This is a genomic window from Paraburkholderia sp. Ac-20340, from assembly GCF_017104965.1.
In the GTDB taxonomy this organism is placed as follows: domain Bacteria; phylum Pseudomonadota; class Gammaproteobacteria; order Burkholderiales; family Burkholderiaceae; genus Paraburkholderia.
This window is the reverse complement of record NZ_JAAGPR010000035.1, coordinates 49,412-73,816: the sequence shown is the minus strand read 5'-3', so window position 1 is coordinate 73,816 and position 24,405 is coordinate 49,412. Positions and strand designations below refer to the sequence as shown.

Sequence of the window (24,405 nt, the reverse complement as noted above, 5' to 3'; positions counted from 1 at the left end):
ATATCGGCCGCCGCATTTTTTAACGCATCATGTCGATCCACGGAGCGGGCGCATCGTTGCCCGCACAACCTTCGCCGCCGGCGCAGTTGCCCGAGTACGCGGAACTGCACTGCCTGACCAACTTCACGTTCCTGCGCGGCGCGTCGCGCCCGAACGAGCTGGTCGAGCAGGCGATCCGCCACGGCTACAGCGCGCTCGCCATCACCGACGAATGCTCGCTCGCGGGCGTCGTGCGCGCCTGGAGCGCGCTCAACGATTTCGACGAAGCGCGCCGCAAGGCCCACGAAGCCGCCACGCGCGCCACGCCCTTCGTGCCTGCGCTGCAACTGCTGATCGGCAGCGAACTGAATCTCGTCGATGAAGACGGCGCGCCGTTCTGCACGCTCGTCGCATTGGCGATGAACCGCGAGGGTTACGGCAATCTCTGCGAGCTGATCACGCTCGCGCGTTCGCGCGCGAACAAAGGCGAGTACCGCGTGAACCCGGCCGATTTCACCGATCCCGAGCCGGATTTCACGCATCTGCGTCATCTGCGCGACTGCGTGCTGCTGCTGGTGCCGCAGCGCACGGCGACGCTTGCGCAAACGCTGCGCGCCGCGCACTGGCTGGCGGGTTTCGCGAGCGGGCGCGCGTGGCTCGCGCTCGAACTCTGGCAGACCGGCGGCGACGATACGCAGATCGAAGTGTTGCGCCATGTCTCTCAGGAAAGCGGTTTGCCGCTCGTCGCGGCGGGCGGCGTGCTGATGCATGCGCGCTCGCGCAAGCCCTTGCAGGACACGCTGAGCGCCGTGCGCATCGGCAAGCCGCTGGCATCGTGCGGGCGCGCGCTGGAGCCGAACGCGGAGCGCCATCTGCGCTCGCGCGTGCGCCTGAGCGCGCTGTATCCGCACGAGGCGCTGGCGGCGACGCTGGATGTCGCGCGGCGCTGCACGTTTTCGCTGGGCGAACTGGCCTACGAATATCCCGAGGAACTGGTGCCCGCAGGCGAGACGCCCACGACCTGGCTGCGCAAGCTCGTCATGCAGGGCGCTGCCGAGCGCTGGCCCGACGGCATGAACGAGAAGCGCGTCAGCCAGATCGAGCAGGAACTCTCGCTGATCACCGAACTGCAGTACGAAAAGTATTTCCTCACCGTGCACGACATCGTGCGCTTCGCGCGCGAGCAGAAAATCCTGTGTCAGGGCCGTGGGTCGGCGGCCAATTCGGTCGTGTGTTTCTGCCTGAAAATCACCGAAATCGACCCAGTACGCATGAACATGCTGGTCGCGCGTTTTCTGTCCCGCGCGCGCAACGAGCCGCCCGATATCGACGTCGATTTCGAACATCAGCGCCGCGAAGAAGTCATTCAGTACATCTATGGCAAGTACGGCACGCGGCGCGCCGCGCTCGCGGCCACGCTCATCACCTATCGCTCGCGCAGCGCGTTGCGCGATGTGGGCAAGGCGCTCGGGCTCGACAACACGCTGGTCGAAAAACTCTCGGGCGCGCATCAGTGGTGGGACGGCCCGGATTCGATCGCGCATCACCTGGCGGAAGCCGGTTTTTCGTCCGATTCGCACGTCACGCAGCAATTGATCCGCCTCACGCGCGAGTTGCGCGGTTTTCCGCGCCATCTCTCGCAGCACGTGGGCGGTTTCGTGATCGCGCGCGACAAGCTCTCGCGGCTCGTGCCGATCGAAAACGCGGCCATGAAGGACCGCTACGTGATCGAGTGGGACAAGGACGATATCGACGCGCTGCGCCTGCTGAAAGTCGATGTGCTCGCGCTCGGCATGCTGTCGGCGATCCGGCGCTCGCTCGAATTCGTGGCGCTGCGGCGCGGGCTGCCGCAGTTCGGCGTGAAGGATATTCCGATCGAAGACCCGGCCGTCTACGCGATGTGCAGCCACGCGGATACGGTCGGCGTGTTCCAGATCGAGTCGCGCGCGCAGCAGAGCATGTTGCCGCGGCTGCGTCCGCGCACTTACTACGACCTCGTGATTCAGGTGGCGATCGTGCGGCCCGGCCCGATCCAGGGCGATATGGTGCATCCGTATCTCAAGCGCCGGCACGGCGAGGAGCGCGTCGAATACGCGAAGGACGAATTGCGTCCGGTGCTGCAGCGCACGCTCGGCGTGCCGATTTTCCAGGAGCAGGTGATGCATCTGGCGATGGTCGCCGCCGATTATTCCGGCGAGGAAGCCGACAAACTACGCCGCGCGATGGCCGCGTGGCGGCGCGACGGCAATCTGAAGCCGTATCAGCAGGACCTGACGGATCGCATGATGGCCAAGGGATACACGCAGGAATTCGCCGATCGCATCTGCGCGCAGATCGAAGGTTTCGGCGATTACGGTTTTCCGGAAAGCCATGCGGCCAGTTTCGCGCTGCTCGTGTACACGAGTTCGTGGCTCAAGCGCTATGAGCCGGCGGCGTTTCTGGCGGGGCTGCTGAACAGCCAGCCGCTCGGTTTCTATTCGCCGTCGCAGCTCGTGCAGGATGCGAAGCGGCATGGCGTGCTGGTGCGCGCGCCCGATATCGCGCTGAGCGACTGGGAAACCGTGCTGGAGGCGCGCGGCAAACCCGGCGTGCGGCTCGACGACGATACCGCGCGCGTGCGCCGCCGCCGCGCGGCGCATTATCACGCGCGCCTGCAGGCGGCGGTGGCGCGCGGCGCTGTGCCGGGCCTGCAGGCGCTGATGGAGCGGCATCGGCGGATTGCGCGCGTGCGGGCGGCTCAGGCGCCGCAGCAGTACGGCAGCGGCGGCCCGGCGGTGCGGCTGGGCTTTAGCCTGATCAAGGGTTTTCCGGAAGCGGCCGCGCTGCGCGTGATGGCCGCGCGCCTGCAGGCGCCGTTCACCGATGTCGATGACCTCGCGCGCCGCGCCGCGCTGTCGCGCCGCGAACTGGAAGCGCTGGCGGCGTCCAACGCGCTCGAAAGCATCGCGGGACACCGGCGCGAGGCGTGGTGGGCCGTGACTGCGCAGCACGCGGTGCCGGAGTTATTGCGCGATGCGCCGGTGGCCGAGGCGCGTATCGATTTGCCGCAGGCGTCCGAAGGCGCGGAAATCGTCGCCGATTACGCGAGCCTGCGCCTCACGCTCAATCGGCATCCGCTCGAATTGCTGCGCGAAGGGCTGGCGAAACAGCGTTTTCTCAGCGCGGCGCAACTGGCGCAGTGCAGCCACGGCAAGCTCGCGCGCGCGTGCGGCATCGTCACGGTGCGGCAGCGGCCGGGCACGGCGAAGGGGACGATCTTCGTGTCGCTCGAGGACGAGACCGGTTCGGTCAATGTGATCGTGCATGCGGCGCTGGTGGAGACGCAGCGCAAGGCATTGCTGGGCGCGTCGCTGCTGGCGGTGGCGGGCGTGGTGCAGCGCCAGGGCGAGGTCGTGCATCTGGTCGCGAACCGGCTGGAGGACCATAGCCGCCTGCTCGGGCGGCTCGCGACGCAGAGTCGCGATTTTCATTGAAGCGGGAAACGCGAATCCCGTGCGAATCCCGCACGGGACTCGCTGCTTATGCCTTCGCGTGCTCGCGTTCGAAGGCGTCGAGCACCGCAAGAATGCCCGCATCGAACGGCGTGCGGCGCCCGATGCCCAGCGCTTCCAGCCGCCCCGAATCGAGGTGGCAGTCGCGCGGGCGCGGCGTGGCGTCGGCGGGTTCGGTCTGCGCGATCAATTGCGCGTCGATACCGCGTGCGCGCGCGATGCGTTGCGCGATCTCGTACTTGGTCATCGGCTCATCGCCGGACCATTGGGCGATGCCGCACACGGCGTTTTTATCGGTGCAACGGGTCAGCAGTTCGCGGATCACGAACGCCACATCGGGCGTGAACGTGGGATAGCGCGTGGCCCACGCGTCCATCACGGCCGGCGTGCTGCCTGGCTGCGCGGAGGCGCGGATCGCCGGCACGAGGCTCGTGACCGCCGACTCGTGCCAGCCGACGATCGGACCGTAGAGCAGCGGCAGACGTAGCACCAGCGCGTTATCGGTGGCGTCGAGCAGCGCGCGCTCGCCCTCGAGCTTGCTGTGCCCATAGGCGTTGAGCGGATTCGGCGTGGACTCGGGCAGATAGGGCGGCGCGCTGCCGTCGAACACGTAATCGGTGGAAATCGACAGCACCCACGCGCCGCGCGCGCGGGCCGCCGCCGCAATGTGGCGCACGGCATCGACATTGAGCGCGCGCGCCGCGTCCGGATCGTGTTCGCAGACATCGGGACGACGTTCGGCGGCCGCGATCACGATGGCGTCGGGCGCCTCGCGCGCGACGAAGGCTTCGACCGCAGCCGCGTCGCGCACGTCGAGCGCAAGCTGCTGCGCACCGACGCGGCTGAACGCCGTCTGCACGACCTGCCAACCGGTCTGCGTGGCCAGCTCGCGCACGAGCGCGCGGCCCAGCAGTCCCGATGCCCCGACGATGGCGACCTTGAACATGGCGCGCGCCTCGCGTCAGGCCGCGGCCGTGGCCGTGACGGTGTAACCGGCTTCGTCGATGGCGGCCTTGAGCACGTCGGCGCTCTGGCTCGATTCGACGCTCACGCGACCGGCGGCCAGATCGATCTGGACCTGGGCGGCGGCGTCCTGCTCGTGGATGGCGCGCGTGACGGCGCCGACGCAGTGCTGGCAGCTCATGCCTTCGACGTTGAACTGGATCATGGTGAATTCCTTTTAAGTGGAGCTAGAGAAAAGCGTCGCCCGATTATGCCAGCGGAGTCTGGGCGGATCGGGCGAGGCGGCTGGACCTTCCCACTATGGGAAGGTGTAGGATCAAGAAATTGGCAAATTGCAGGAGAGCAGCATGAATATCGGCGAAGCGGCGCGCGCCTCGGGCGTCACGGCGAAAATGATCCGCTATTACGAAAGCGTGGACCTGATCGCGCCCAAAACGCGCACGGAAGCGGGCTACCGCGTCTACGGCATGGAGGAGGTGCACGCGCTGCGCTTTATCCGCCAGGCGCGCCGGCTGGGCTTTCTCGTCGACGATATCCGCCGGCTGCTGGCGCTGTGGCACGACCGCTCGCGCGCCAGCGCCGAGGTCAAGGCCATCGCGCTCGAACACGTGGCCGAACTCGACGTGCGGATCGCCGAACTCACGCAGATGCGCGACACCTTGCGCCACCTTGCGGCTCATTGTCACGGCGACGACCGCCCGGACTGCCCGATCATCGAACGTCTCGCCGACCCGGAACCCGTGGCGCAACCCGCGGATATTTGACGTCGCGCAAGTGATCGGCAAAAGGTGCAACCCGAACGGATTGCCGATCGCAACTTTTCCGCTTTCTTGCACAATCGTGGTGCAATTTTTGGCGATGCCAGCGGCGAAGTCCTGCATTTCCCGAAAAATCTGCCGATAAATCATGGTGTTGCTCAATCGTTGCCAAACATTTGCAGTGCACCATTCCAGATTGGAATGCACTGTATGCGAGCAATTCACTGGAAAAGTCAGGTGCAACCGCTATAATGCGGGTTATCCCTTACGAGGGTAATCCCTGATGCAAATCCACCGGGGATACATACCGATCCTTGGAGAACATCATCATGTTTGCGTACTTCCTCGAAAAGCTGAGCACCTGGTTTGAAACTGCAGAACGTCGTCGCCGCGAAGCGTATCTCGCCTCGTCGTCGGACATCGTGCAGCTCGAACAGCGCATCCGCTCGCTCGAATCGAACGGCTACTCGCTGTAAGCAGTCCGCTGGCTCGGGCATCAGGCCCAGCGACTCGCCGCAAGCCCCGCATCTGGCGGGGCTTTGTCATTTCTGGGCCGCTTTTCAATGTGTCGATGTGTGCAGTCTGAACCTTGCCACCACGGTAAGGTAAAGTCCTTTTTGCGATTAGCCGACAACACATAGGTAAGGCAGACTTCGCGAGGCGCGGTCGGCGTGGCTTTTCATCCGGGGGCTTTTATGGCGTCAGAACGGTTTTCTGGGAATGCGTTGGGCAAAGCGTTGAGCCGATCGCTGGCTGTCGCGCTGATGGCGGCGGTCGTGACGCTGGCGAGCACCGGCGCGCATGCGGCGGGCAAACCGCTGATTCTCGATACGCAAACGGGGATCAACGACGGGCAATCGGGCACGGTGCTGCAAACCGCGCCGCTCTCGCATCAGCCGATGGTGCAGATGCAGCAGTTGCCCACGCTCGATGGGAACGGCACGAGCGGCTCGCAGCCGATCATCGTCGCGCCTTATGTGGAAGTGCCGGGAGGAGGCGGGCGTCCACCGCGTCCGCGGACGCAGCAGTACGCGCCGCAGCAATAGCGCCGTAAAAATCCGCCGCACAAAAGAAAACGGCCCGTCTATCGACAGGCCGCTGGCTGACTCGAACCGGGCTCGAACCGGGCTCAATTCAGGCTCAATCGCCGCGCGATTCGATCTTGAACTGCGCACCATCGTCGATGCCGAGCGTCTTCACGAGGAACGGCATGGTTTCCTTGAGCGACGCCGCGAGTGTGTAGGGCGGGTTCAGGATGAACATGCCGCTGCCGAACAGTCCAAAACCATCCTGCGGCGGGCGGCTCACCGACAGCGACACGTGCAGCCAGTTCTTTTCCTGCAGGCGCTTGAGCTGTTCCGGGAAGCGCTGGGATTCAGGGCGCGTCACCTGCGGATACCAGACCGCATACGTACCGGTCGCGAAGCGCTCGAGACTTTCTTCCACACATTTGATGGTGCGCGAGTAGTCGCGCTTGTCCTCGAACGACGGGTCGATCAGCACGAGCGCGCGGCGCGGCGGCGGCGGCAGCAGCGCCTTGATGCCGTCGAAACCGTCGCCCGGATAGATCATCACGCGGCGACCCGCGTCGCGGAAACGATGGCGCAGCACGTCGATTTCCGTGGTGTGAAGCTCGAACAGGCGCATGCGATCCTGCTCGCGCATCATGCGCCAGGCCAGATACGGCGAGCCCGGATAGAAGCGCAGATCGCCGTCCGGATTGAGCGCCGCCACTTCGTCGACGTATTCCGAGAGCATCGCCGGCAGATCCGTGCGGCCCCAGAGCTTGCCGATGCCGGTGTCGAATTCCGCGTTTTTGGTCGCGTAACCTTCGCGCAGCGCGTAGGCGCCCGCGCCCGCATGGGTGTCGATGTACCAGTACGCCTTGTCCTTCTTGCCGAGATGGTTCAGCAATTGCACGGCGACGGCGTGCTTGAGGACATCGGCGTGATTGCCGGCGTGAAAGGCGTGACGGTAACTCAGCATGATGGGGCCAAAGGCAAGTTCGGGTGGCGCGGCGCTCTGTGCTTATCGAGCGATTAACCGAGGCGCGCGGCCCGATGGCGGGTGAGACGGACCGGCGGCGCATCGTGCGCGTCGCCGGAGAAAGGCCGCGTATTGTACAGGGCCTCTGCAGCGCAGCCGCACAAGCTGCGGGCAGGCCCTGAACGCGGATCTTCGGGCGCGCGCCTTACTCGTAAGCTTCGCCGACGATCGCCTCGATCTTCTCCTTCACTTCGGGCGTGATCTTGTCCGCGACTTCGCGCGCCTTCATGTTTTCGCCGATCTGCTCGACCCGCGACGCGCCCGTAATGACCGTGCTCACGTTCGGGTTCTTGAGAATCCACGCGAGCGCCAGTTGCCCGACCGTGCAGCGCAGTTCCTTCGCGAAATCCGCAAGCTTGCCGACGATGGCGTTTTTATCCGCGTCCGTGACCTGCTTGCGCAGCCAGTCGTAGCCTTGCAATTGCGCGCGGCTGTCGGCGGGCACGCCGCCGCGATATTTGCCGGTCAGCAGACCTGAAGCCAGCGGGCTCCACGTGGTCAGACCCAGGCCGATGTCTTCATACAGGCGCCGATACTCGTCTTCCACGCGGCGGCGGTGGAACAGGTTGTACTGCGGCTGCTCCATGACGGGCTTGTGCAGATGATGGCGTTCGGCGATTTCCCACGCGGCGCGGATTTCGTCCGCGCTCCATTCCGAGGTGCCCCAGTAGAGCGCCTTGCCGCGCGTGATCATGTCGCTCATTGCCCAGACGGTTTCCTCGACCGGCGTGTTCGGATCGGGCCGATGGCAGAACACCAGATCGACGTAATCGAGCTGCAGGCGCTTGAGCGAATTGTCGATGGCGTCCAGCAGATATTTGCGGTTGAGCGTGTGGTACTGGTTGGGCGCTTCGTTCAAGCCCCAGAAGAACTTGGTGGAGACCACGTAGCTCACGCGCGGCCAGGCGAGCTCTTTCAGCGCCTGGCCCATGATTTCTTCGGATTGGCCGCCTGCGTAGACTTCGGCGTTGTCGAAGAAGTTGACGCCCGCGTCGCGCGCCGCGGCGAGCGATTCGCGCGCGAGATTGCGGTCGACCTGGTTGCCGTACGTGACCCACGAGCCGATAGATAGTTCGCTGACTTGCAGGCCGGAGCGGCCCAGTCGCCGGTAGTTCATGAACGTCTCCTTTGCGTAGAGCAGGCAAATTAGCACGATCTGCGCAAGGGCGCAGAAGGCCTGCGCCGCGCTGCATCAAGTGCGCTGCAAGTAAAAGGCAAGTCAGCCGGAAGTCTGCCGAAAGCCCTTGCCAGCTTCACGCGCGTGACAAGCGCCTTCATGCACAATAGCGCGATTGGCCGCGGCGCAACATTCCGGCGAATGGCCTATGCCATTCGGCCGATTTGACGGCGTGTGTGTCGAGGTCTCATCTTGTCCACTACCTGGAGGTACTCGATGTCGTCTCTCACCCTGAATTCGAAGCTCGATGGCAAGGTCGCAGTCGTTACCGGCGCGGCCAGCGGCATCGGCAAGCAGATCGCGCTTACGCTGGCCCAGGCCGGCGCGGCCGTCGCCATCGCCGACCTCAACCAGAGCGGCGCAGACGCCGTCGCGGAAGAGATCAAGGGCGCGGGCGGCAAGGCCATCGGCGTCGCCATGGACGTGACGAGCGAAGAGGCCGTCAACGAAGGCATCGACAAAGTCGCCGCTACCTTCGGCTCGATCGACATCCTGGTGTCGAACGCGGGTATCCAGATCGTCAATCCGATCGAAAACTACTCGTTCGCCGACTGGAAGAAGATGCAGGCGATTCACGTCGACGGCGCTTTCCTCACCACCAAGGCCGCGCTCAAGTACATGTACAAGGACGATCGCGGCGGCGTGGTGATCTACATGGGCTCGGTGCACTCGCATGAGGCGTCGCCGCTGAAGTCGGCCTATGTGACGGCCAAGCACGGTCTGCTCGGCCTCGCGCGCGTGCTGGCCAAGGAAGGCGGCAAGCGCAACGTGCGCTCGCACGTCGTGTGTCCGGGCTTCGTGCGCACGCCGCTGGTCGACAAGCAGATCCCCGAACAGGCCAAGGAACTGGGCATTTCCGAAGAGGAAGTGGTCAAGAAAGTGATGCTCGGCGGCACGGTGGACGGTGTGTTCACGACCGTCGAAGACGTGGCGCAAACGGTGCTGTTCCTTTCGGCGTTCCCGAGCGCGGCGTTCACGGGACAGTCGTTCGTCGTCAGCCACGGCTGGTTCATGCAGTAACGCGGGGGCCGGCTATGGCGCAGCGCAAGAAAGGACAGGTCCAGTCGAGCGCGGTCGGTGACGAGGCCGTCGCGCTTACCGGGGCGGGCACGCAGCCGCAGCCCGGCGACGCCTCGATTCACCACGAAGCACACCACGAGCCGCACGATCAGACGCACGACCAGGCGCGCACGTCGCGCTGTAGCAGCGACTCTGCGCAATGGGAAACCGTCGCGCTCACGCTGCAAGGCGGCGGCGCGCTCGGCGCGTACCAGGCGGGCGTCTATGAAGGCCTGTTCGAGGCCGGCATCGCGCCCAACTGGATCGCGGGCATTTCGATCGGCGCGCTCAATACGGCGTTGATCGCGGGCAACGCGCCCGAGCATCGCGTGGCGCGGTTGCGCGAGTTCTGGGAAACGATCTGCCAGCCGGCCTGGAGTCCGCCGTTGCCGGCTTTTGTGGAGCACGCGCTCTTCAACGCGGGCGATGCCGTGCGCAAGACGTTCACGGCATTCCAGGCGGCAGGCGCAGTGGTGGAAGGGCAGAAGGGTTTCTTCACGCCGCGCTTTCCGCCGCCGCTGCCGACGGCTTCCGGTCATCCGGGCAAGGCCAGCTACTACGACACCACGCCGCTGAAGGCCACGCTCGAGCGGCTATGCGATTTCGATCGCATCAACTCGGGCGAGGTGCGCGTGTCGCTGGGCGCGGTGAACGTGGGCACGGGCAACTTCGTGTACTTCGATAACACCGACACGAAGCTGCGTCCCGAGCATTTCATCGCTTCGGGTGCGCTGCCGCCGGGTTTCGCGGCCGTGGAGATCGACGGCGAGTATTACTGGGATGGCGGGCTGATGTCGAATACGCCGCTCTACGAAGTGATCCAGACCACGCCGCGGCGCGACACGCTCGCGTTTCAGGTCGACCTCTGGAGCGCGCGTGGGCCGGTGCCCGACAACATCACCGACGTGCAAGGCCGCATGAAGGACATCCAGTATTCGAGCCGCACGCGTCTCGTGACCGACATGCTGCAACGCTCGCAGCGTTTCCGTCATGTGCTGCGCGAAGTGCTCGATCGCGTGGCGCCGGAGCATCGGCACGATGCGTGGGTCGAACTGGCGGACGAACTCTCGTGCTCGAAGAAGTACAACGTGCTCCATCTGATTTATCGGCAGAAGGAATACGAAGGGCACTTCAAGGACTTCCAGTTCGGCACCACGACGATGCGCGAGCACTGGTCGAGCGGTTTGCAGGATATTCGCGCGACGCTCGAACAACCGGGCTGGCTCGACAAGCCGGATAACGACTCGGGCTTCGTCACGCACGATATCCATCGTGACCGACGCGGGCCGGGCACTGGCCCCAGGTAACACCGCAAGACGCCCGGCAGCAAAACAAAAGGCGCCCGTTCTTTCGAACGGACGCCTTTTTTATCGCGCTTTCGCCTGATCTGGCGTTAAAGCATGTGGCTTACTTCAGCACAGCCGAAACAGCGCTGGCGACTGCATCGAGGTTACGCGTGTTCAGCGCAGCCACGCAGATGCGGCCCGTGCTGACGGCGTAGATGCCGAACTCTTCGCGCAGGCGGTCGACTTGCGCAGCCGTCAGGCCCGAGTACGAGAACATGCCGCGTTGCACGTTGATGAAGTTGAAGTCGCGGTCGACGCCGGCGGCAGCCAGACGCTCGACCAGGCCCGTACGCATCGCGCGGATGCGGTTGCGCATTTCGCCAAGTTCTGCTTCCCACATCGCGCGCAGCTCAACCGAGCCGAGCACGGCTGCGACCACCGAGCCACCGTGCGTCGGCGGGTTCGAGTAGTTCGTGCGAATCACGCGCTTGAGCTGCGAGAGCACGCGCGACGATTCTTCCTTGCTCGACGTGAGGATCGACAGCGCGCCGACGCGCTCGCCGTACAGCGAGAACGACTTCGAGAACGACGACGACACGAACGCGTTCAGGTCCGACGCGGCGAACAGGCGCACGACTTCGCCGTCTTCGGCGATGCCGTCACCGAAACCTTGATAGGCGATGTCGAGGAACGGCACCAGACCACGCGACTTGACGGCTTCGATGACCTGCTTCCACTGGTCGATCGTGAGGTCGACGCCGGTCGGGTTGTGGCAGCACGCGTGCAGCACGACCACCGTGCCGGCGGCGTAGCCGTTCAGCGCCGAGAGCATGCCTTCGAAGTTCACGCCGTTGGTCTGCGCGTCGTAGTACGGGTAGGCGACCACTTCGAAGCCTGCGCTTTCGAACAGGGCGCGGTGGTTTTCCCAGCTCGGATCGCTGATCGCGACCTTGGCGGCCGGGTTCACGCGCTTGAGGAAGTCGGCGCCGATCTTCAGCGCGCCCGTGCCGCCGATTGCCTGCGCCGTGACGACGCGGCCGGCTGCGATCAGCGGCGAGTCGTCGCCGAGCAGCAGCTTCTGCACAGCGGCGTCATAGGCGGCGATGCCTTCGATCGGCAGGTAGCCGCGCGGCAGGCCGGCTTCCACGCGGGCCTTTTCCGCTTCGCGCACGGCGCGCAGCAGCGGAATCTTGCCTTCTTCGTTGGTGTACACGCCCACGCCGAGGTTCACCTTGGTCGCGCGCGCATCGGCGTTATAGGCTTCGTTCAGACCCAGGATCGGGTCGCGGGGGGCGAGTTCGACAGCGGAAAAGAGGGACATGATGGTTCGGCAAAAGTGAAGGAAGAAGCTCGGTGGTCCGCGCGCCGCGGGTGTTTCTGATCGTCTCGTATGACTTCTGGTGCGCCCCGTGCAGCGAAGGAGCGCGAGGCGGCCGGCCACGCAACGCGCTATTGTAACGAATCCTCAAGCCGGTTTTTCGCCGACTGTGACGCCAGCGTGGCCTTTATGCCCGCACGGTCGTGCGATCTCATCCCCGCCTGGTGCCGGAAATGCGCGCTTCGCCTCTTGCAGCACCGCGCTGGCAGCCCCATCTGCACGAAGTTGTCCGCTCCGCCCACGCCAGAAAGCGTCTCGCGCCCGCCAGGTGGCGAAACGCTAGAATGTTTGTTTGCTCCGCGCACAGGATGTCCCCCATGTCCGACCACACCGTCGCCGACGCCCCCGCGCTCGACGAGTCGAAATTCGTCCAGTACGAGGACTCGCCGTTCCAGCTTTACCAGCCGTATCTGCCGGCCGGCGACCAGCCGACGGCGATCGAAACGCTCGTCGAAGGCGTGGGCGATGGCCTGTCGTTCCAGACCCTGCTGGGCGTGACGGGCTCGGGCAAGACCTTCACGATGGCCAACACCATCGCGCGCCTGGGTCGCCCGGCGATCGTGTTCGCGCCGAACAAGACGCTGGCCGCGCAGCTTTACTCCGAATTCCGCGAATTCTTCCCGCGCAATGCCGTCGAGTACTTCGTTTCGTACTACGACTACTACCAGCCGGAAGCCTATGTGCCGCAGCGCGATCTCTTCATCGAGAAGGATTCGTCGATCAACGAGCACATCGAGCAGATGCGGCTTTCCGCGACCAAGAGCCTGATGGAGCGCCGCGACGTGGTGATCGTGGCGACGGTGTCGGCGATCTACGGTATCGGCAATCCGTCCGAATATCACAAGATGATTCTGACGCTGCGTCAGGGCGACAAGCTGGGCCAGCGCGAGGTGATCGCGCGCCTGATCGCGATGCAGTATTCGCGCAACGAGCAGGATTTCCAGCGCGGCACGTTCCGCGTGCGCGGCGACACCATCGACATTTTTCCGGCCGAGCACGCCGAAATGGCCGTGCGCGTCGAACTGTTCGACGACGAAGTGGAAACGCTGCAACTGTTCGATCCGCTCACGGGCCGCGTGCGCCAGAAGATTCCGCGCTTCACGGTCTATCCGTCGTCGCACTATGTGACGCCGCGCGAAACCGTGCTGCGCGCCGTCGAAACCATCAAGACCGAATTGCGCGACCGGCTGGAATTTTTCTACGCCGAAGGCAAGCTCGTGGAAGCGCAGCGGCTGGAACAGCGCACGCGTTTCGACCTGGAAATGCTCCAGGAACTGGGCTTCTGCAAGGGCATCGAGAACTACTCGCGGCACTTTTCGGGCGCGATGCCCGGCGAGCCGCCGCCCACGCTCGTCGACTATTTGCCGCCCGACGCGATGATGTTCCTCGACGAATCGCACGTGCTGATCGGCCAGTTCAACGGCATGTATAACGGCGACCGCGCGCGCAAGGAAAATCTGGTCGATTACGGTTTCCGGCTGCCTTCGGCGCTCGATAACCGGCCGCTCAAGTTCAACGAGTTCGAGCACAAGATGCGCCAGGTGGTGTTCGTCTCCGCCACGCCCGCCGATTACGAGAAGCGGGTCACGGGCCAGATCGCCGAGCAGGTGGTGCGGCCGACCGGGCTGGTCGATCCGGTGATCGAGGTGCGTCCGGCTTCCACGCAGGTGGACGATGTGCTGGGCGAGATCAACGAACGCGTGGCCGTGGGCGAGCGCGTGCTGGTCACCACGCTCACCAAGCGCATGGCCGAACAGCTGACCGAATTCCTCGCCGATCACGGCGTCAAGGTGCGCTATCTGCATAGCGACATCGACACGGTCGAGCGCGTGGAAATCATCCGCGATCTGCGCCTGGGCACCTTCGACGTGCTGGTCGGGATCAATCTGCTGCGCGAAGGTCTGGATATTCCCGAAGTCTCGCTGGTGGCGATTCTCGATTCCGACAAGGAAGGCTTCCTGCGCGCCGAACGCTCGCTGATCCAGACGATCGGCCGCGCCGCGCGTAACGTGAACGGCAAGGCGATTCTCTACGGCGACCGCATCACCGATTCGATGCGCAAAGCCATCGACGAAACCGAGCGCCGCCGCGCCAAGCAGATGGCCTTCAACGAAGAACACGGCATCGTGCCGCGCGGCGTGGTCAAGCGCATCAAGGACATCATCGACGGTGTCTATAACGTGGACGATGCGCGCGCCGAACTGCGCGAGGAGCAGGAGCGCGCGAAGTTCGAGGATATGTCCGAGAAGCAGATCGCCAAGGAAATCAAGAAGCTCGAAAAGCAGATGATGGACCACGCGAAGAATCTCGAATTCGAGAAGGCCGCGCAGGCGCGCGACCAGCTGGCGGTGCTGCGCCAGCGCGTGTTCGGGGCGAACGTGGGCGATCATCCGGCTTGAAGTCCGGGCCGACGGGATTGTCTGCGGCAAGGTAGAGAGAGCAGGGCGCGCGGTCACCGACCGTCAGCGCCCTTTTTATCGTCTTGCGCGCGCATGAAGCAAGCGCCGCCCGCTCTTAAACGCACGCTGAAATTAAAATGCCAGCTTGCCGTAAGCATGCGTTAACGCAACGCTGCTAAAACCCTGCTGCGAAGGGGTTTTCCTCACGCATCAATTTGTTCCCCATCGGCTTCGGTGTTAAACTTCGCCATTATTGAGAATTGTTCGCATTAACGTTTTTACGTAGATGCACTCGATGATTCGGTGGTACCTCTCATAAAAAAATCAGGAGTTTCGATGCGGATCCATTCTTTCGTGCGCGGCACTGCCGTCATCGCGGCTGCGGCTGCAGCGTTCTCGGCTCAAGCGGCTGAGTACCCGATCGGCAAGCAGGTGATTCAGGGCGGTATGGAGATCGGCGCGGTCTATCTGCAGCCGATCACGATGGAACCGGAAGGCATGATGCGCAAGGCGTCGGATTCCGACATCCACCTGGAAACGGACATTCACGCGGTCAAGAACAACCCGACCGGTTTCGCCGAAGGCGACTGGATGCCGTACCTGCAGGTGCACTACGAGTTGACCAAGCCGGGTTCGAGCTACGTGCAAAAGGGCGACCTGATGCCGATGGTCGCTAACGACGGTCCGCATTACGGCGACAACGTCAAGCTGGCAGGTCCCGGCAAGTACCACCTCAAGATGATCGTCGAAGCGCCGATGCAGATGGGCCACATGGCTTTCGGCCGTCACGTCGACAAGGAAACCGGCGTGGGTCCGTGGTTCAAGCCCATCACGGTCGAGTACGATTTCCCGTTCGCGGGCATCGGCAAGAAGGGCGGCTACTAAGCACGCCCGACCAGGTTCGCCGCGCATGCGCAGGTATTGTTTAGTGCGCGGCGAGCGTGAAGTCCATCGCGGACATCAAGGAACAGGTAACACTGATGACTGGATTGCGTAAGTTTGCGGCGCTGTTTGCACTGGCTTCTGTGGCGTCGCTCGCGCACGCCGAAGATCTGCCGACTTTCAAGCTCGACATGAACGACGGCAAGCTCAACCCCGCGCGCATCGAAGTGCCGGCGGGCAAGCGCATCAAGATCGAGGTGCGCAATGTGGGTAAGGGCGCGGCCGAGTTCGAAAGTGTCCAGTTGCGTAAAGAGAAGGTGCTGGCGCCGGGTGCGGATTCGTTCGTGGTGATCGCGCCGCTCGATCCGGGCGAGTACAAGTTTTTCGACGATTTTCATCAGCAGGCGCAGGGCGTGATTGTTGCCAAATAAGCGTTGCCAGATGCGTGTTGCGCCGTGACAGGCGCGACGACATGAAATCGGCGTTGCAAAGTCAGTACGCGGCCGGCGCGAAAGCCGGCGGCAGGAGGTGTTGAATGGGTCAGGTATTGTTCATCGTCTGGCGTGAGAGCGTGGAAGCGCTGCTCGTCGTCGGCATTCTGTATGCGTGGCTGAAGAACGGCGACGCCGATGCGCGTCGCGGCCTGCCGTATCTGTGGGCAGGCGTCGGTGCGGGCATTCTGGCGGCGGTTGCGCTGGGCGCGGCGCTGGTCGGCTTCACGGAAGTGCTGTCGGGCGACGCCCAGGATTACTTCCAGACCGGCATGGTGCTGGTGGCCTGCGTGCTGATCGTGCAGATGGTGCTGTGGATGAAGCAGCACGGCCGCACGCTCAAGCGCGAGATGGAAGAGTCGCTGCAAAAGACCACGCGCGATGCCAACTGGTGGGGCATTACGGTGCTCGTCGCGCTGGCCATCGCCCGTGAAGGCAGCGAAACGGTGATCTTCCTGTACGGCCTCGGTTTCGGCCAGTCGGGCCATGTGGATGCGAGCCAGTATGTGGCCGTGCTGCTCGGTCTGGGCCTCGCGTTCCTGACGTTCTATCTCCTGCAACTGGGCGGCAAGGTGTTCTCGTGGCGTCTCTTTTTCCGCGTCACGGAAATCATGCTGCTGTTCCTCGGCGCGGGCCTGTTCCAGACCGGCGTGGACAAGCTGATCGACAAGGAAGTCTTGCCGACCATCGTCGACCAGGTCTGGAATTCGTCGATGATCCTCGACGATTCGAGCACCTTCGGTTCGCTGGTCGCGACGCTGACCGGTTACCGCGCCCATCCGGCGTTGATGAACCTGATCGCTTACGCGGTGTACTGGCTCGTGGTGTGGTTCCTGGCGCGCCGCGCCAGCGGCCGTAACGCCGCAGTGAGCAAAAGGAAAGCAGCATGAGTTGTGCATCGGCCCAGCCGCCCGGGATGCGGCGGCAGGGCAGGCTGGCCCAGGCGGGCCAATGGATGCAACGGCACGGCGCGATCATTCGCGGCGTGCAGTGGGTCGTGGTCGCCGTCTACGCGTTCCTGATTCTCGTACCCGCGGTGCTGCCGCTGCCCGACGATACCTCGCACCTCTGGAACAATCTGACGCTCGCCGCGCAGTTCGTGTTCTGGGGCATCTGGTGGCCGTTCGTGCTGCTCTCGATGGTGATGCTCGGACGCGTGTGGTGCGGCGTGCTCTGCCCCGAAGGCGCGCTCACCGAATTCGCCAGCAAGTTCGGCCGCGGCCGCGCGATTCCACGCTGGATGCGCTGGGGCGGCTGGCCCTTCGTGGCCTTCGGCCTGACCACCATCTACGGACAGATGGTGAGCGTCTACCAGTATCCGAAGGCGGTGTTGCTGGTGCTGGGCGGATCGACGCTCGGTGCGATGGTGATCGGCTTTCTGTACGGACGCGAGAAGCGCGTCTGGTGTAAATATCTCTGCCCCGTGAACGGGGTTTTTGCGCTTCTGGCGCGCCTCGCTCCGTTCCGCTTCAAGGTCGATGAAGACGCGTGGCGCAACTCGTACACGCACGGCGAGCACGGCGGGCATCGTGTGATTCCCGTCAACTGCGCGCCGCTGGTGCCGCTGCGCAATATGAAGGGCGCCGCGCAATGCCATATGTGCGGCCGTTGCAGCGGTCACCGCGATGCGATTGCGCTGACGTGGCGCTCGCCGGCCGAAGAAGTCGTCGAACTCGGCGACAGCCAGGCCGATGGCTGGGATACCGCGCTGATTCTGTACGGACTGCTTGGTATTGCCATCGGTGCATTTCACTGGACCGGCTCGCCGTGGTTTATCGCCATGAAGCAGTGGCTCGCGGGCTGGCTGATCGATCGCGATATCACTTGGCCGCTCGAGACCAACGCGCCCTGGTTCCTGCTCACGCATTACCCCGAGCAGAACGATGTGTTCTCGTGGCTCGACGGCACGATGATCGTCGGTTATATCGTCGCCACGGGGCTGGTCTACGGCACCGCGCTGTTCGCGATTCTCGCGGCGTCGACGGCAACGCTCGGCCGCTTCGAAATGCGCCGTCTGCATCACTTCGCGCAGTCGCTGATTCCGCTGGCGGGCGCGGGCGTGTTCCTCGGTTTGTCGGCGACGACGCTGTCGCTGCTGCGCGCCGAACACGTGCCGCTCGACTGGGCGACCGAAGTGCGCATTGCGATTCTCGTCATCACGAATCTGTGGAGCGCGTGGCTCGCCTGGCGCGTGACGGGCCGCTACAGCACGCGCTTCTGGCAGCGCGGCCTCGCCATGCTGGGCTTCGCGCTCGCACTCGCGGTGGTCGATAGCGCCTGGTGGCTGATGTTCTGGGGCTGGACGCGTTGAGCATTTTTCCGGTGCTGCTGATATAGGCGGTATACGCCGCATCGGGGCGTCGCAGCGCAAGTGTGGGTGCTACTCTCAAAAAACCGGGTCGACGTTCCGTCACCCGGTTTTTGACTTTTCGGAGACACGCATGCGAACGCGAGCAGTATTGACCGACGAAGATGTGATCCGGGTAGCCGACGCAGCCGTCGCGCACGCCCGCGCGAATGAATGGAACGTGACGATCTCGATCGTCGACGATGGCGGCCATCTGCTGTACCTGCGCCGCCTCGACGGCGCACCGCCCATCAGCGCCGAAATCGCCCACGGCAAGGCGCGCACCTCCGCGCTGGGGCGCAAGGAAAGCAAGGTGTACGAAGATGTGATCCGCCAGGGCCGCACGGCGTTTCTGAGCGCGCCGCTGCCGGCGATGCTCGAAGGCGGCGTGCCCATCGTCGTGAAGGGCGATGTGATCGGCGCGGTGGGCGTGTCGGGCGTGAAATCCGATCAGGATGCGGCGATTGCGCAGGCGGGCATCGCGGCGCTGAACATCGATTGAGCGCGGTCGGGCAGGCGTCGCACCGCCGCCGATGAAATTCAGATCAACGAAAGGGTTTACGAGTAGGGGGAGGTCGCGGTTATAATCGCGGCTCGGTATCGCTGCTGATAAAACGCGAACCGCCGCTGCCTTCCCCATGCAGCATGCCTCGACGGCAAAAACAAAAGCCGCGGACTCTGCCGCGGCTCTCGCCCAGGGCGGCTACGCTTCACGCGCCGCTCCCGTAGTCAAAGGTGAGAACAAAAAAATGGCTTGGCTTGCTGTGACGGCCGGCTTGAAGGATGTGTGCACGAAGGGGTCTAGATCTCGCGTGCAAGCCGTCGTTGCTGGCTACTGCCCAACGCCTCTCGATGGAGGCGGTCCCCACAATACCCGGTACTAAAAAACTACCACCTCACTTGGTGAGAATCAGCTTGCCCAGACGCGTGGCGCGCAGCTGATAGGTCTCGCCGTTGTGCAGGATGCTCACATGGCTGCGGCCTTGCAAAAGGGCCGTGCTGTCCAGCGAGCGTTCGTTGCTGGGCGCGCTGGCGGCTTCCGTGTTGCGCGTGACGCTGGCCGGTGCGGCTGCCTTGGGTGCTCGCGTGGTGGTCAACGCGGAACCCGAACGGCGCAGGCTAAGAGTCGATGAGCGGTTGAATTCAGTCATGAACGTGACGGTCTGTCTGTGTCTCGATTCGATGAATGAATTCTAAATGATAATTGTTCTTATTTTCAATTGCGATAAATTGATCGAAATCGGGTAGCGATAGCTTTATGCCCGATGCGCGCGTTTATCCCTGAAAAAACAACGCCCGGCGCGAGGCCGGGCGTGCGGGATGGGTTGCCAGCGGGCAAAACTTTTAGTGCAGCGGCGCTTCCGGCTCGCCCGGACCCTGCACGTATTGGCGGATCAGCCGCACGGTGTCGATATCCGACTCGCGGTAGGCCGACTTCACGATCTCCGATGTCTCATGCTGCTCGCCCGAATCGGCGGTCGGCAGCGTCGTGCTGTATTCGAAGCGCAGAAAAAGCTGCTGCGCGTCGGGTTCCTCGATCGTCATCGTCAGCGAGCCGCCCACGTAGTCGGCGGTCGCGAGGATGTCGTAGCGCACGCTCGCGTGAGGGGTGAACGTGACGCGATCGCGCACCGTGGCCTGACCGTAGTGCAGTTCGCGCTCGAGCACATCGCCTTCGCGCGAGAGAATCGTGCAGCTGTCGAGGCCGAGCACGAAGAGCTGCGGCTGTTCGGCGCGCAGCACGAGGCCTTCCCACAACTGCTCGCGCGTCATGGGCAGCACGAGCGGGTTGGTCGGATCGTTGATCTGGATAAGGTGTTCGAAATTCAAGGCGACGGCTTCCTGTGATGTCCGTCCGCGCTTACGCGGCCACGAGGCCCGAGCGGATGTGAATCGTGTTCGTGAGGATCTTGTGGACCGGGCAGGCGTTCGCGATCTGCAACAGACGCTCGCGCTGCTCGTCCGAGAGCGGGCCTTCGAGGGCAATCTGCCGGTCGATCGTGGTGCCTTCGCTGCCGGTTTCCATCGACAGCTTCACGCGCACGCCTTCGAGCGGCCACTCCTTGCGCTGCGCGTACATCTTCAGCGTGATGGTCGTGCACGCGCCCAGGCTCGACAGCAGCAGGGAGAAGGGCGTGGGCCCGCGGTCGCCGCCGCCGAGCGTCGCCGGTTCATCGGCGATCCACGTGTGAGTACCGTCGTCGAACTGGACCTGATAGTTGGTCGAGCCGATATGGGCTGTAACTGCGTGTGCGGTGACTGCGGTGTCGGCCATGCGCTCCTCGCGGACGGAACGGTTGAATGGAGACGGCCGCGCCCAGACCGGAGTCCGGCGCGCGGCCAGCAAAACCTTATTGTGACAAAAAGCGACGCGGGCTGTGGCTTAGCCTCGGCGCGCATAGGGCGTGCCGGGGCCGCTCGATGTCAGCTCGCATCGCTCAATGCGCAATCCGCCCCATGCGTCCGGCCTGGTAATCGAGCACCGCCTGGCGGATTTCCTGCTCGGTATTCATCACGAACGGGCCGTAGCGCACCACCGGCTCGTTGAGCGGCAGACCGCCGATCAGCAGCACTTCCACCGCTTCGCTCGCATCGGCGGGCGCGGCGATCGTGACGGTTTCGCCGTCGCCGGCAAAGGCCACCATCTGCTGCGCGGCGATCGCTTCGCCTTCGGCGCCATACTGCGCCGTGCCCGAAATCCCGTAGGCGAACACATTCCACGCATGCGGCACCGGCTGCTCCACGCGCGCGCCGGGCGCCAGCGTGAAATGCAGATAAAGGATGGGCGTGCGCGTTTCGATGGCCGCCTTCGCGCCCAGCGATTCGCCCGCGATCACCTTCACCGTGGCCTTGCCGTCGGCCGAGCGCCCTTGCGGAATGCCCGCGTGCGGCATTTCCTGATAGCGCGGCGCGATCATCTTGTCCGATGCCGGCAGGTTCACCCACAGTTGCAGGCCGTGCATGCGGCCGCCCGTGCGCGTGAATTCGGGGTCGGGCATCTCGCTGTGAATCACGCCGGCGCCGGCCGTCATCCACTGCACATCGCCGGGATTGAGCGTGCCCGAATGGCCGACCGAATCCTTATGGCCGAAGCGGCCCGCGAGCATATACGTGACGGTTTCGAAGCCGCGATGCGGATGGTCGGGCGCGCCCTTGGCCGCGCCGGGCGCGTAGTCGGTGGGGCCCATCTCGTCGAGCAGCAGGAACGGATCGAAATCCATCAGCTGACGGGTAGGGAAGGGACGATGGACGACGAACCCACCGCCCTCGGTTGTACGAACCGCGGGAAAAACGTGGGCGATCGAGCGGACGGCCGACATGGATATCACCTCGAAAAAATGGGAATTGCGCGATATGCGAAACAAACCGCTATTATAGGTAGCCGATTTGGCCTGTTTGACCGCCTGATCGCAATGGATTGTCCCATCGCTGGAACGACGACATGAAAATCGATTCGCACAACCTGAACGACCTGATGTACTTTTCGCAGGTGGTCGAACACGGCGGATTCTCGGCGGCCGAGCGGGTGCTCGGCATTTCCAAGTCGCGGCTGTCGCGCCGCGTGAGCGAGCTGGAGGCGTCGCTGGGCGTGCGTCTGCTGCAGCGCTCCACGCGCAAGCTCGCGCTCACCGAAGCGGGCGAGCTGTTCTACCAGCACTGCCGCGCGATGCTCGCGGAGGCGCAGGCCGCCGTGAACGTGGTGCAGTCGCTGCGTTCGTCGCCGCGCGGCACGGTGCGCGTGAGCGTGCCGGTCACGCTGTCGCAGACCATCTTTTCGCAGATCATTCCCGAATTCATGCATCGCTTCCCGGAGGTACGGGTGGTGATGCGCGTGACCAATCGTGTGATCGATCTGTTCGAGGATTCGGTAGATATCGCCCTGCGGGTGCGCTCGGAGCCGCCGCAGAACGCCAACATCGTCGTGCGTCCGCTGTGGCGCACCGAGCAGATGCTGGTGGGTGCGCCCAGCCTGCTGGCGCAGAACGCGCCGCCGCTCACGCCGGACGATCTCTCCCGCTTCGAAACACTCGATACGCCCACTGGCGACGGCCGTCATGTCTTTCATCTGATCGCGCCGGACGGCACGCGCCATTCGCACGAACACGAGCCGCGTCTCATCAGCGCCGATCTCACGACGATCCGCGAAGCCGCGCTGCAAGGTCTGGGTATCGCCGCAATGCCGGAGATGATGTATGGCGCCGCGCTGCGCACCGGCAAGCTCTCGCCGGTCATGCCGGGATGGACGCTGCCGGTGCCGCAACTGTATGCGGTATTCCTCTCGCGTCAGGGCATGGTTCCGGCCGTGCGCGCGTTTGTCGATTACCTCGTCGAAGTGCTCGATGCCGACAAAAGCCTGCAGCAGGAATGTCCGCTCAGAAGCGATGTTGCAGCCTTGATGGCGAAGAATGGTGTTCAGACGCAGCCGCCTGTGACGTCGGGTTTGCCTCGCACCAAGTCCACGAGCAACATCGAAACGGCCTGAAAACAAGGCTTTTTGTTACGTCATCGCCATGTTTGAGAGCTTTGCGAACATCGTGCATTTGCGTTTAGGCATTTAAGCGTCGCCGGCAATCGTTACTTTCAATGGGCAAAGTCTTGAAGCGGGCGAGCGAGAGGCATATATTGAAGTCCTCTCGCCAAGCACCGGTCTTGTGCGGGAACAGATGGCCGCTATCATAGCGAGCCTTCAGGGCTGAACGCGCAGTCCGTGTCGATCACGGCAGTCGCATGTGCCGACGTGAACCGAGCGATTGTCGGGGAGTGTCGCCACCGCCCGAATGCGCCGCGTGCGCTCGAAAAAAGGCCTTCATCCGACGATGAAGGCCTTTTACTTTGCGCTCTGATTATTCGGTATCCGAAATAATTTGCCGCAAAAGAAAACGCGCGGCCGGTGAGCCGCGCGTTCGGTGCCTGCGAAAGCAAGCGGTGTGTTACTTGTGCGCCGGATCGGTCACGAAGCCGAGCTTCGTCAGACCGCCGCTTTGCGCCGCCGACATCACCTGCGCCACCTTCTCGTACTGGACCTTGCGATCCGCGTTCAGGTGCAGTTCGGGCTGCGGTTCCTGCTGCGCCGCTGCCGCGATTTTCGCGGTGAGCTGGTCGTCGCTGACGGCATTGCCGTCCCACAGCACCGTGCCGTCCGCTTCGATCGACACATTGATCTGCGCGGGCTTGGTGTCTTCCTTCTGGCTGCTCGCGTGCGGCAGGTCGATCTTCACGGCATGACGGATCACGGGGATCGTCACCATGAAAACGATCAGGAGCACCAGCATGACGTCGACGAGCGGCGTCATGTTGATTTCGTTCATCAGGCCATCGTCGTCATCGCTGGCAAAAGGGCTCATCGCCATGTTGCTTGCCTCCGCCGATTAATGGTTGCGTGCGGCGACGCGCAGGTTGCCGTTGCCCGCGTTGCTGCCCTTGGCCGTCGACGACAGGCGTGCGCCCGTCACGAAGAAAGCGTGCAGGCCGTGCGCGAAGCGGTTGAGCTTCGTGACGATGGCCTTGTTGGCGCGCGTCAGGGCGTTGTAGCCGAGCACTGCCGGAATCGCCACGAACAGACCGAAGGCCGTCATGATCAGCGCTTCGCCGACCGGACCCGCCACTGCGTCGATCGAGGTCTGGCCCGATGCGCCGATCGAGAGCAGGGCGTGATAGATGCCCCACACCGTACCGAACAGGCCGACGAACGGCGCCGTGCTGCCGATCGAGGCGAGGATCGCGAGACCCGATTGCATCTTCGCGACGGATTCGTCCATCGTGTCCTTCAGGCAGCGCGTGACCCAGTCGGACACGTCCATGCGGTCATGCAGATGCGGTTGCGTCTGGTGATGGTGATCGGCGGCTTCCTGGCCTGACAGCGCGAGCGCGAGGAACGGGTTGTCTTCGCGCGTGCCGCTGCCGAGCTTCTTAACGCCATCGGCGAGATCGTCCGAGTGCCAGAACTGCTGTTCGGCGTTCTTGGTCTGGCGCTTGAGGCGCGCGACGTTCCAACCTTTCACGACGATCACGCACCACGACAGCACCGACATGATGAACAGTGCCAGCGCGATGCCGCGCGTCACGAAATCCCCTTGCGCCCAGACGTGAGCGATACCGTAGTTCTGCATGTTTTTTCCTTTAATTCAATTCATCAAAACAGTGTGATT

Annotated in this window: 24 protein-coding genes; 13 read left to right on the top strand and 11 right to left on the bottom strand. The window is 63.8% G+C overall.

The window, feature by feature from the left end:
- Positions 1 to 29: 29 nt before the first annotated feature.
- Complete coding sequence (locus G3N59_RS30575) at positions 30 to 3,452, top strand: error-prone DNA polymerase (protein ID WP_205986566.1); 3,423 nt, start codon at positions 30 to 32, stop codon at positions 3,450 to 3,452.
- A gap of 46 nt (positions 3,453 to 3,498) precedes the next feature.
- Here the strand turns inward: G3N59_RS30575 and G3N59_RS30570 are convergent, their stop codons facing one another.
- Both G3N59_RS30570 and G3N59_RS30565 read right to left on the bottom strand, forming a co-directional pair.
- On the bottom strand, positions 3,499 to 4,416 hold the full coding sequence (locus tag G3N59_RS30570) for an SDR family oxidoreductase (protein WP_205986565.1): 918 nt from the start codon (positions 4,414 to 4,416) through the stop codon (positions 3,499 to 3,501).
- A gap of 15 nt (positions 4,417 to 4,431) precedes the next feature.
- Entirely contained in the window at positions 4,432 to 4,638 is a 207-nt protein-coding gene (locus G3N59_RS30565; protein ID WP_205986564.1) for a cation transporter, read from the bottom strand.
- A 142-nt stretch (positions 4,639 to 4,780) separates the two neighbouring features.
- Between G3N59_RS30565 and cueR the strand changes: the two genes are divergently transcribed.
- The 3 genes from cueR (at position 4,781) to G3N59_RS30550 (ending at position 6,237) form a co-directional block, all read left to right on the top strand.
- Positions 4,781 to 5,197: a Cu(I)-responsive transcriptional regulator gene (cueR, locus tag G3N59_RS30560; protein ID WP_205986563.1), complete on the top strand. Its 417-nt coding sequence runs from the start codon at positions 4,781 to 4,783 to the stop codon at positions 5,195 to 5,197.
- A 323-nt stretch (positions 5,198 to 5,520) separates the two neighbouring features.
- Positions 5,521 to 5,667, top strand: coding sequence for a DUF3563 family protein (locus G3N59_RS30555; RefSeq protein ID WP_205986562.1), 147 nt, complete (start codon positions 5,521 to 5,523; stop codon positions 5,665 to 5,667).
- Between the two features lie 261 nt (positions 5,668 to 5,928).
- Positions 5,929 to 6,237: a hypothetical protein gene (locus tag G3N59_RS30550; RefSeq protein WP_205986561.1), complete on the top strand. Its 309-nt coding sequence runs from the start codon at positions 5,929 to 5,931 to the stop codon at positions 6,235 to 6,237.
- 94 nt (positions 6,238 to 6,331) lie between these two features.
- On the opposite strand, the gene rlmJ is transcribed toward G3N59_RS30550, so the two are convergent.
- Together rlmJ and G3N59_RS30540 are read right to left on the bottom strand one after the other, a co-directional pair.
- On the bottom strand, positions 6,332 to 7,177 hold the full coding sequence (gene rlmJ, locus G3N59_RS30545; protein WP_205986560.1) for a 23S rRNA (adenine(2030)-N(6))-methyltransferase RlmJ: 846 nt from the start codon (positions 7,175 to 7,177) through the stop codon (positions 6,332 to 6,334).
- A 205-nt stretch (positions 7,178 to 7,382) separates the two neighbouring features.
- A complete protein-coding gene (locus G3N59_RS30540; protein WP_205986559.1) occupies positions 7,383 to 8,354 on the bottom strand; it encodes an aldo/keto reductase in 972 nt (323 codons plus the stop codon).
- Between the two features lie 276 nt (positions 8,355 to 8,630).
- On the opposite strand from G3N59_RS30540, the gene G3N59_RS30535 reads away from it, so the two are divergent.
- Both G3N59_RS30535 and G3N59_RS30530 read left to right on the top strand, forming a co-directional pair.
- A complete protein-coding gene (locus G3N59_RS30535; protein ID WP_205986558.1) occupies positions 8,631 to 9,434 on the top strand; it encodes a 3-hydroxybutyrate dehydrogenase in 804 nt (267 codons plus the stop codon).
- Between the two features lie 14 nt (positions 9,435 to 9,448).
- Complete coding sequence (locus G3N59_RS30530) at positions 9,449 to 10,780, top strand: patatin-like phospholipase family protein (protein ID WP_241024453.1); 1,332 nt, start codon at positions 9,449 to 9,451, stop codon at positions 10,778 to 10,780.
- A gap of 100 nt (positions 10,781 to 10,880) precedes the next feature.
- Here the strand turns inward: G3N59_RS30530 and G3N59_RS30525 are convergent, their stop codons facing one another.
- Positions 10,881 to 12,080, bottom strand: coding sequence for an amino acid aminotransferase (locus G3N59_RS30525; protein ID WP_205986557.1), 1,200 nt, complete (start codon positions 12,078 to 12,080; stop codon positions 10,881 to 10,883).
- A 374-nt stretch (positions 12,081 to 12,454) separates the two neighbouring features.
- Between G3N59_RS30525 and uvrB the strand changes: the two genes are divergently transcribed.
- The 6 genes from uvrB to G3N59_RS30495 all read left to right on the top strand — a co-directional run bounded on the left by uvrB (position 12,455) and on the right by G3N59_RS30495 (position 18,758).
- Entirely contained in the window at positions 12,455 to 14,536 is a 2,082-nt protein-coding gene (gene uvrB / locus G3N59_RS30520; protein WP_205986556.1) for an excinuclease ABC subunit UvrB, read from the top strand.
- A 336-nt stretch (positions 14,537 to 14,872) separates the two neighbouring features.
- Entirely contained in the window at positions 14,873 to 15,421 is a 549-nt protein-coding gene (locus G3N59_RS30515) for an iron transporter (RefSeq protein ID WP_205986555.1), read from the top strand.
- Between the two features lie 95 nt (positions 15,422 to 15,516).
- On the top strand, positions 15,517 to 15,849 hold the full coding sequence (locus tag G3N59_RS30510) for a cupredoxin domain-containing protein (RefSeq protein ID WP_205986554.1): 333 nt from the start codon (positions 15,517 to 15,519) through the stop codon (positions 15,847 to 15,849).
- Between the two features lie 104 nt (positions 15,850 to 15,953).
- Positions 15,954 to 16,799 (top strand): FTR1 family protein, encoded by an 846-nt coding sequence (locus G3N59_RS30505; protein WP_205986553.1) that lies wholly within the window; start codon positions 15,954 to 15,956, stop codon positions 16,797 to 16,799.
- Between the two features lie 26 nt (positions 16,800 to 16,825).
- A complete protein-coding gene (locus tag G3N59_RS30500; protein ID WP_205986582.1) occupies positions 16,826 to 18,220 on the top strand; it encodes a 4Fe-4S binding protein in 1,395 nt (464 codons plus the stop codon).
- Between the two features lie 130 nt (positions 18,221 to 18,350).
- Complete coding sequence (locus G3N59_RS30495; RefSeq protein ID WP_205986552.1) at positions 18,351 to 18,758, top strand: heme-binding protein; 408 nt, start codon at positions 18,351 to 18,353, stop codon at positions 18,756 to 18,758.
- Between the two features lie 394 nt (positions 18,759 to 19,152).
- On the opposite strand, the gene G3N59_RS30490 is transcribed toward G3N59_RS30495, so the two are convergent.
- The 4 genes from G3N59_RS30490 to G3N59_RS30475 all read right to left on the bottom strand — a co-directional run bounded on the left by G3N59_RS30490 (position 19,153) and on the right by G3N59_RS30475 (position 21,576).
- Positions 19,153 to 19,407: a hemin uptake protein HemP gene (locus tag G3N59_RS30490; RefSeq protein ID WP_205986551.1), complete on the bottom strand. Its 255-nt coding sequence runs from the start codon at positions 19,405 to 19,407 to the stop codon at positions 19,153 to 19,155.
- A 193-nt stretch (positions 19,408 to 19,600) separates the two neighbouring features.
- On the bottom strand, positions 19,601 to 20,086 hold the full coding sequence (locus tag G3N59_RS30485; protein WP_205986550.1) for an SRPBCC family protein: 486 nt from the start codon (positions 20,084 to 20,086) through the stop codon (positions 19,601 to 19,603).
- 31 nt (positions 20,087 to 20,117) lie between these two features.
- The gene (locus G3N59_RS30480; RefSeq protein WP_205986549.1) at positions 20,118 to 20,531 is read right to left on the bottom strand and encodes an OsmC family protein; all 414 of its coding nucleotides are present in this window, start codon (positions 20,529 to 20,531) and stop codon (positions 20,118 to 20,120) included.
- Positions 20,532 to 20,694: 163 nt separating this feature from the next.
- Positions 20,695 to 21,576: a pirin family protein gene (locus G3N59_RS30475; RefSeq protein WP_205986548.1), complete on the bottom strand. Its 882-nt coding sequence runs from the start codon at positions 21,574 to 21,576 to the stop codon at positions 20,695 to 20,697.
- Between the two features lie 122 nt (positions 21,577 to 21,698).
- On the opposite strand from G3N59_RS30475, the gene G3N59_RS30470 reads away from it, so the two are divergent.
- Entirely contained in the window at positions 21,699 to 22,739 is a 1,041-nt protein-coding gene (locus tag G3N59_RS30470) for a LysR family transcriptional regulator (RefSeq protein WP_241024451.1), read from the top strand.
- Positions 22,740 to 23,187: 448 nt separating this feature from the next.
- Here G3N59_RS30470 and G3N59_RS30465 read toward each other — a convergent pair whose 3' ends face one another.
- Positions 23,188 to 23,607: a biopolymer transporter ExbD gene (locus tag G3N59_RS30465; RefSeq protein ID WP_205986547.1), complete on the bottom strand. Its 420-nt coding sequence runs from the start codon at positions 23,605 to 23,607 to the stop codon at positions 23,188 to 23,190.
- 18 nt (positions 23,608 to 23,625) lie between these two features.
- Positions 23,626 to 24,366 (bottom strand): MotA/TolQ/ExbB proton channel family protein, encoded by a 741-nt coding sequence (locus tag G3N59_RS30460; RefSeq protein ID WP_205986546.1) that lies wholly within the window; start codon positions 24,364 to 24,366, stop codon positions 23,626 to 23,628.
- Positions 24,367 to 24,405: the final 39 nt, after the last annotated feature.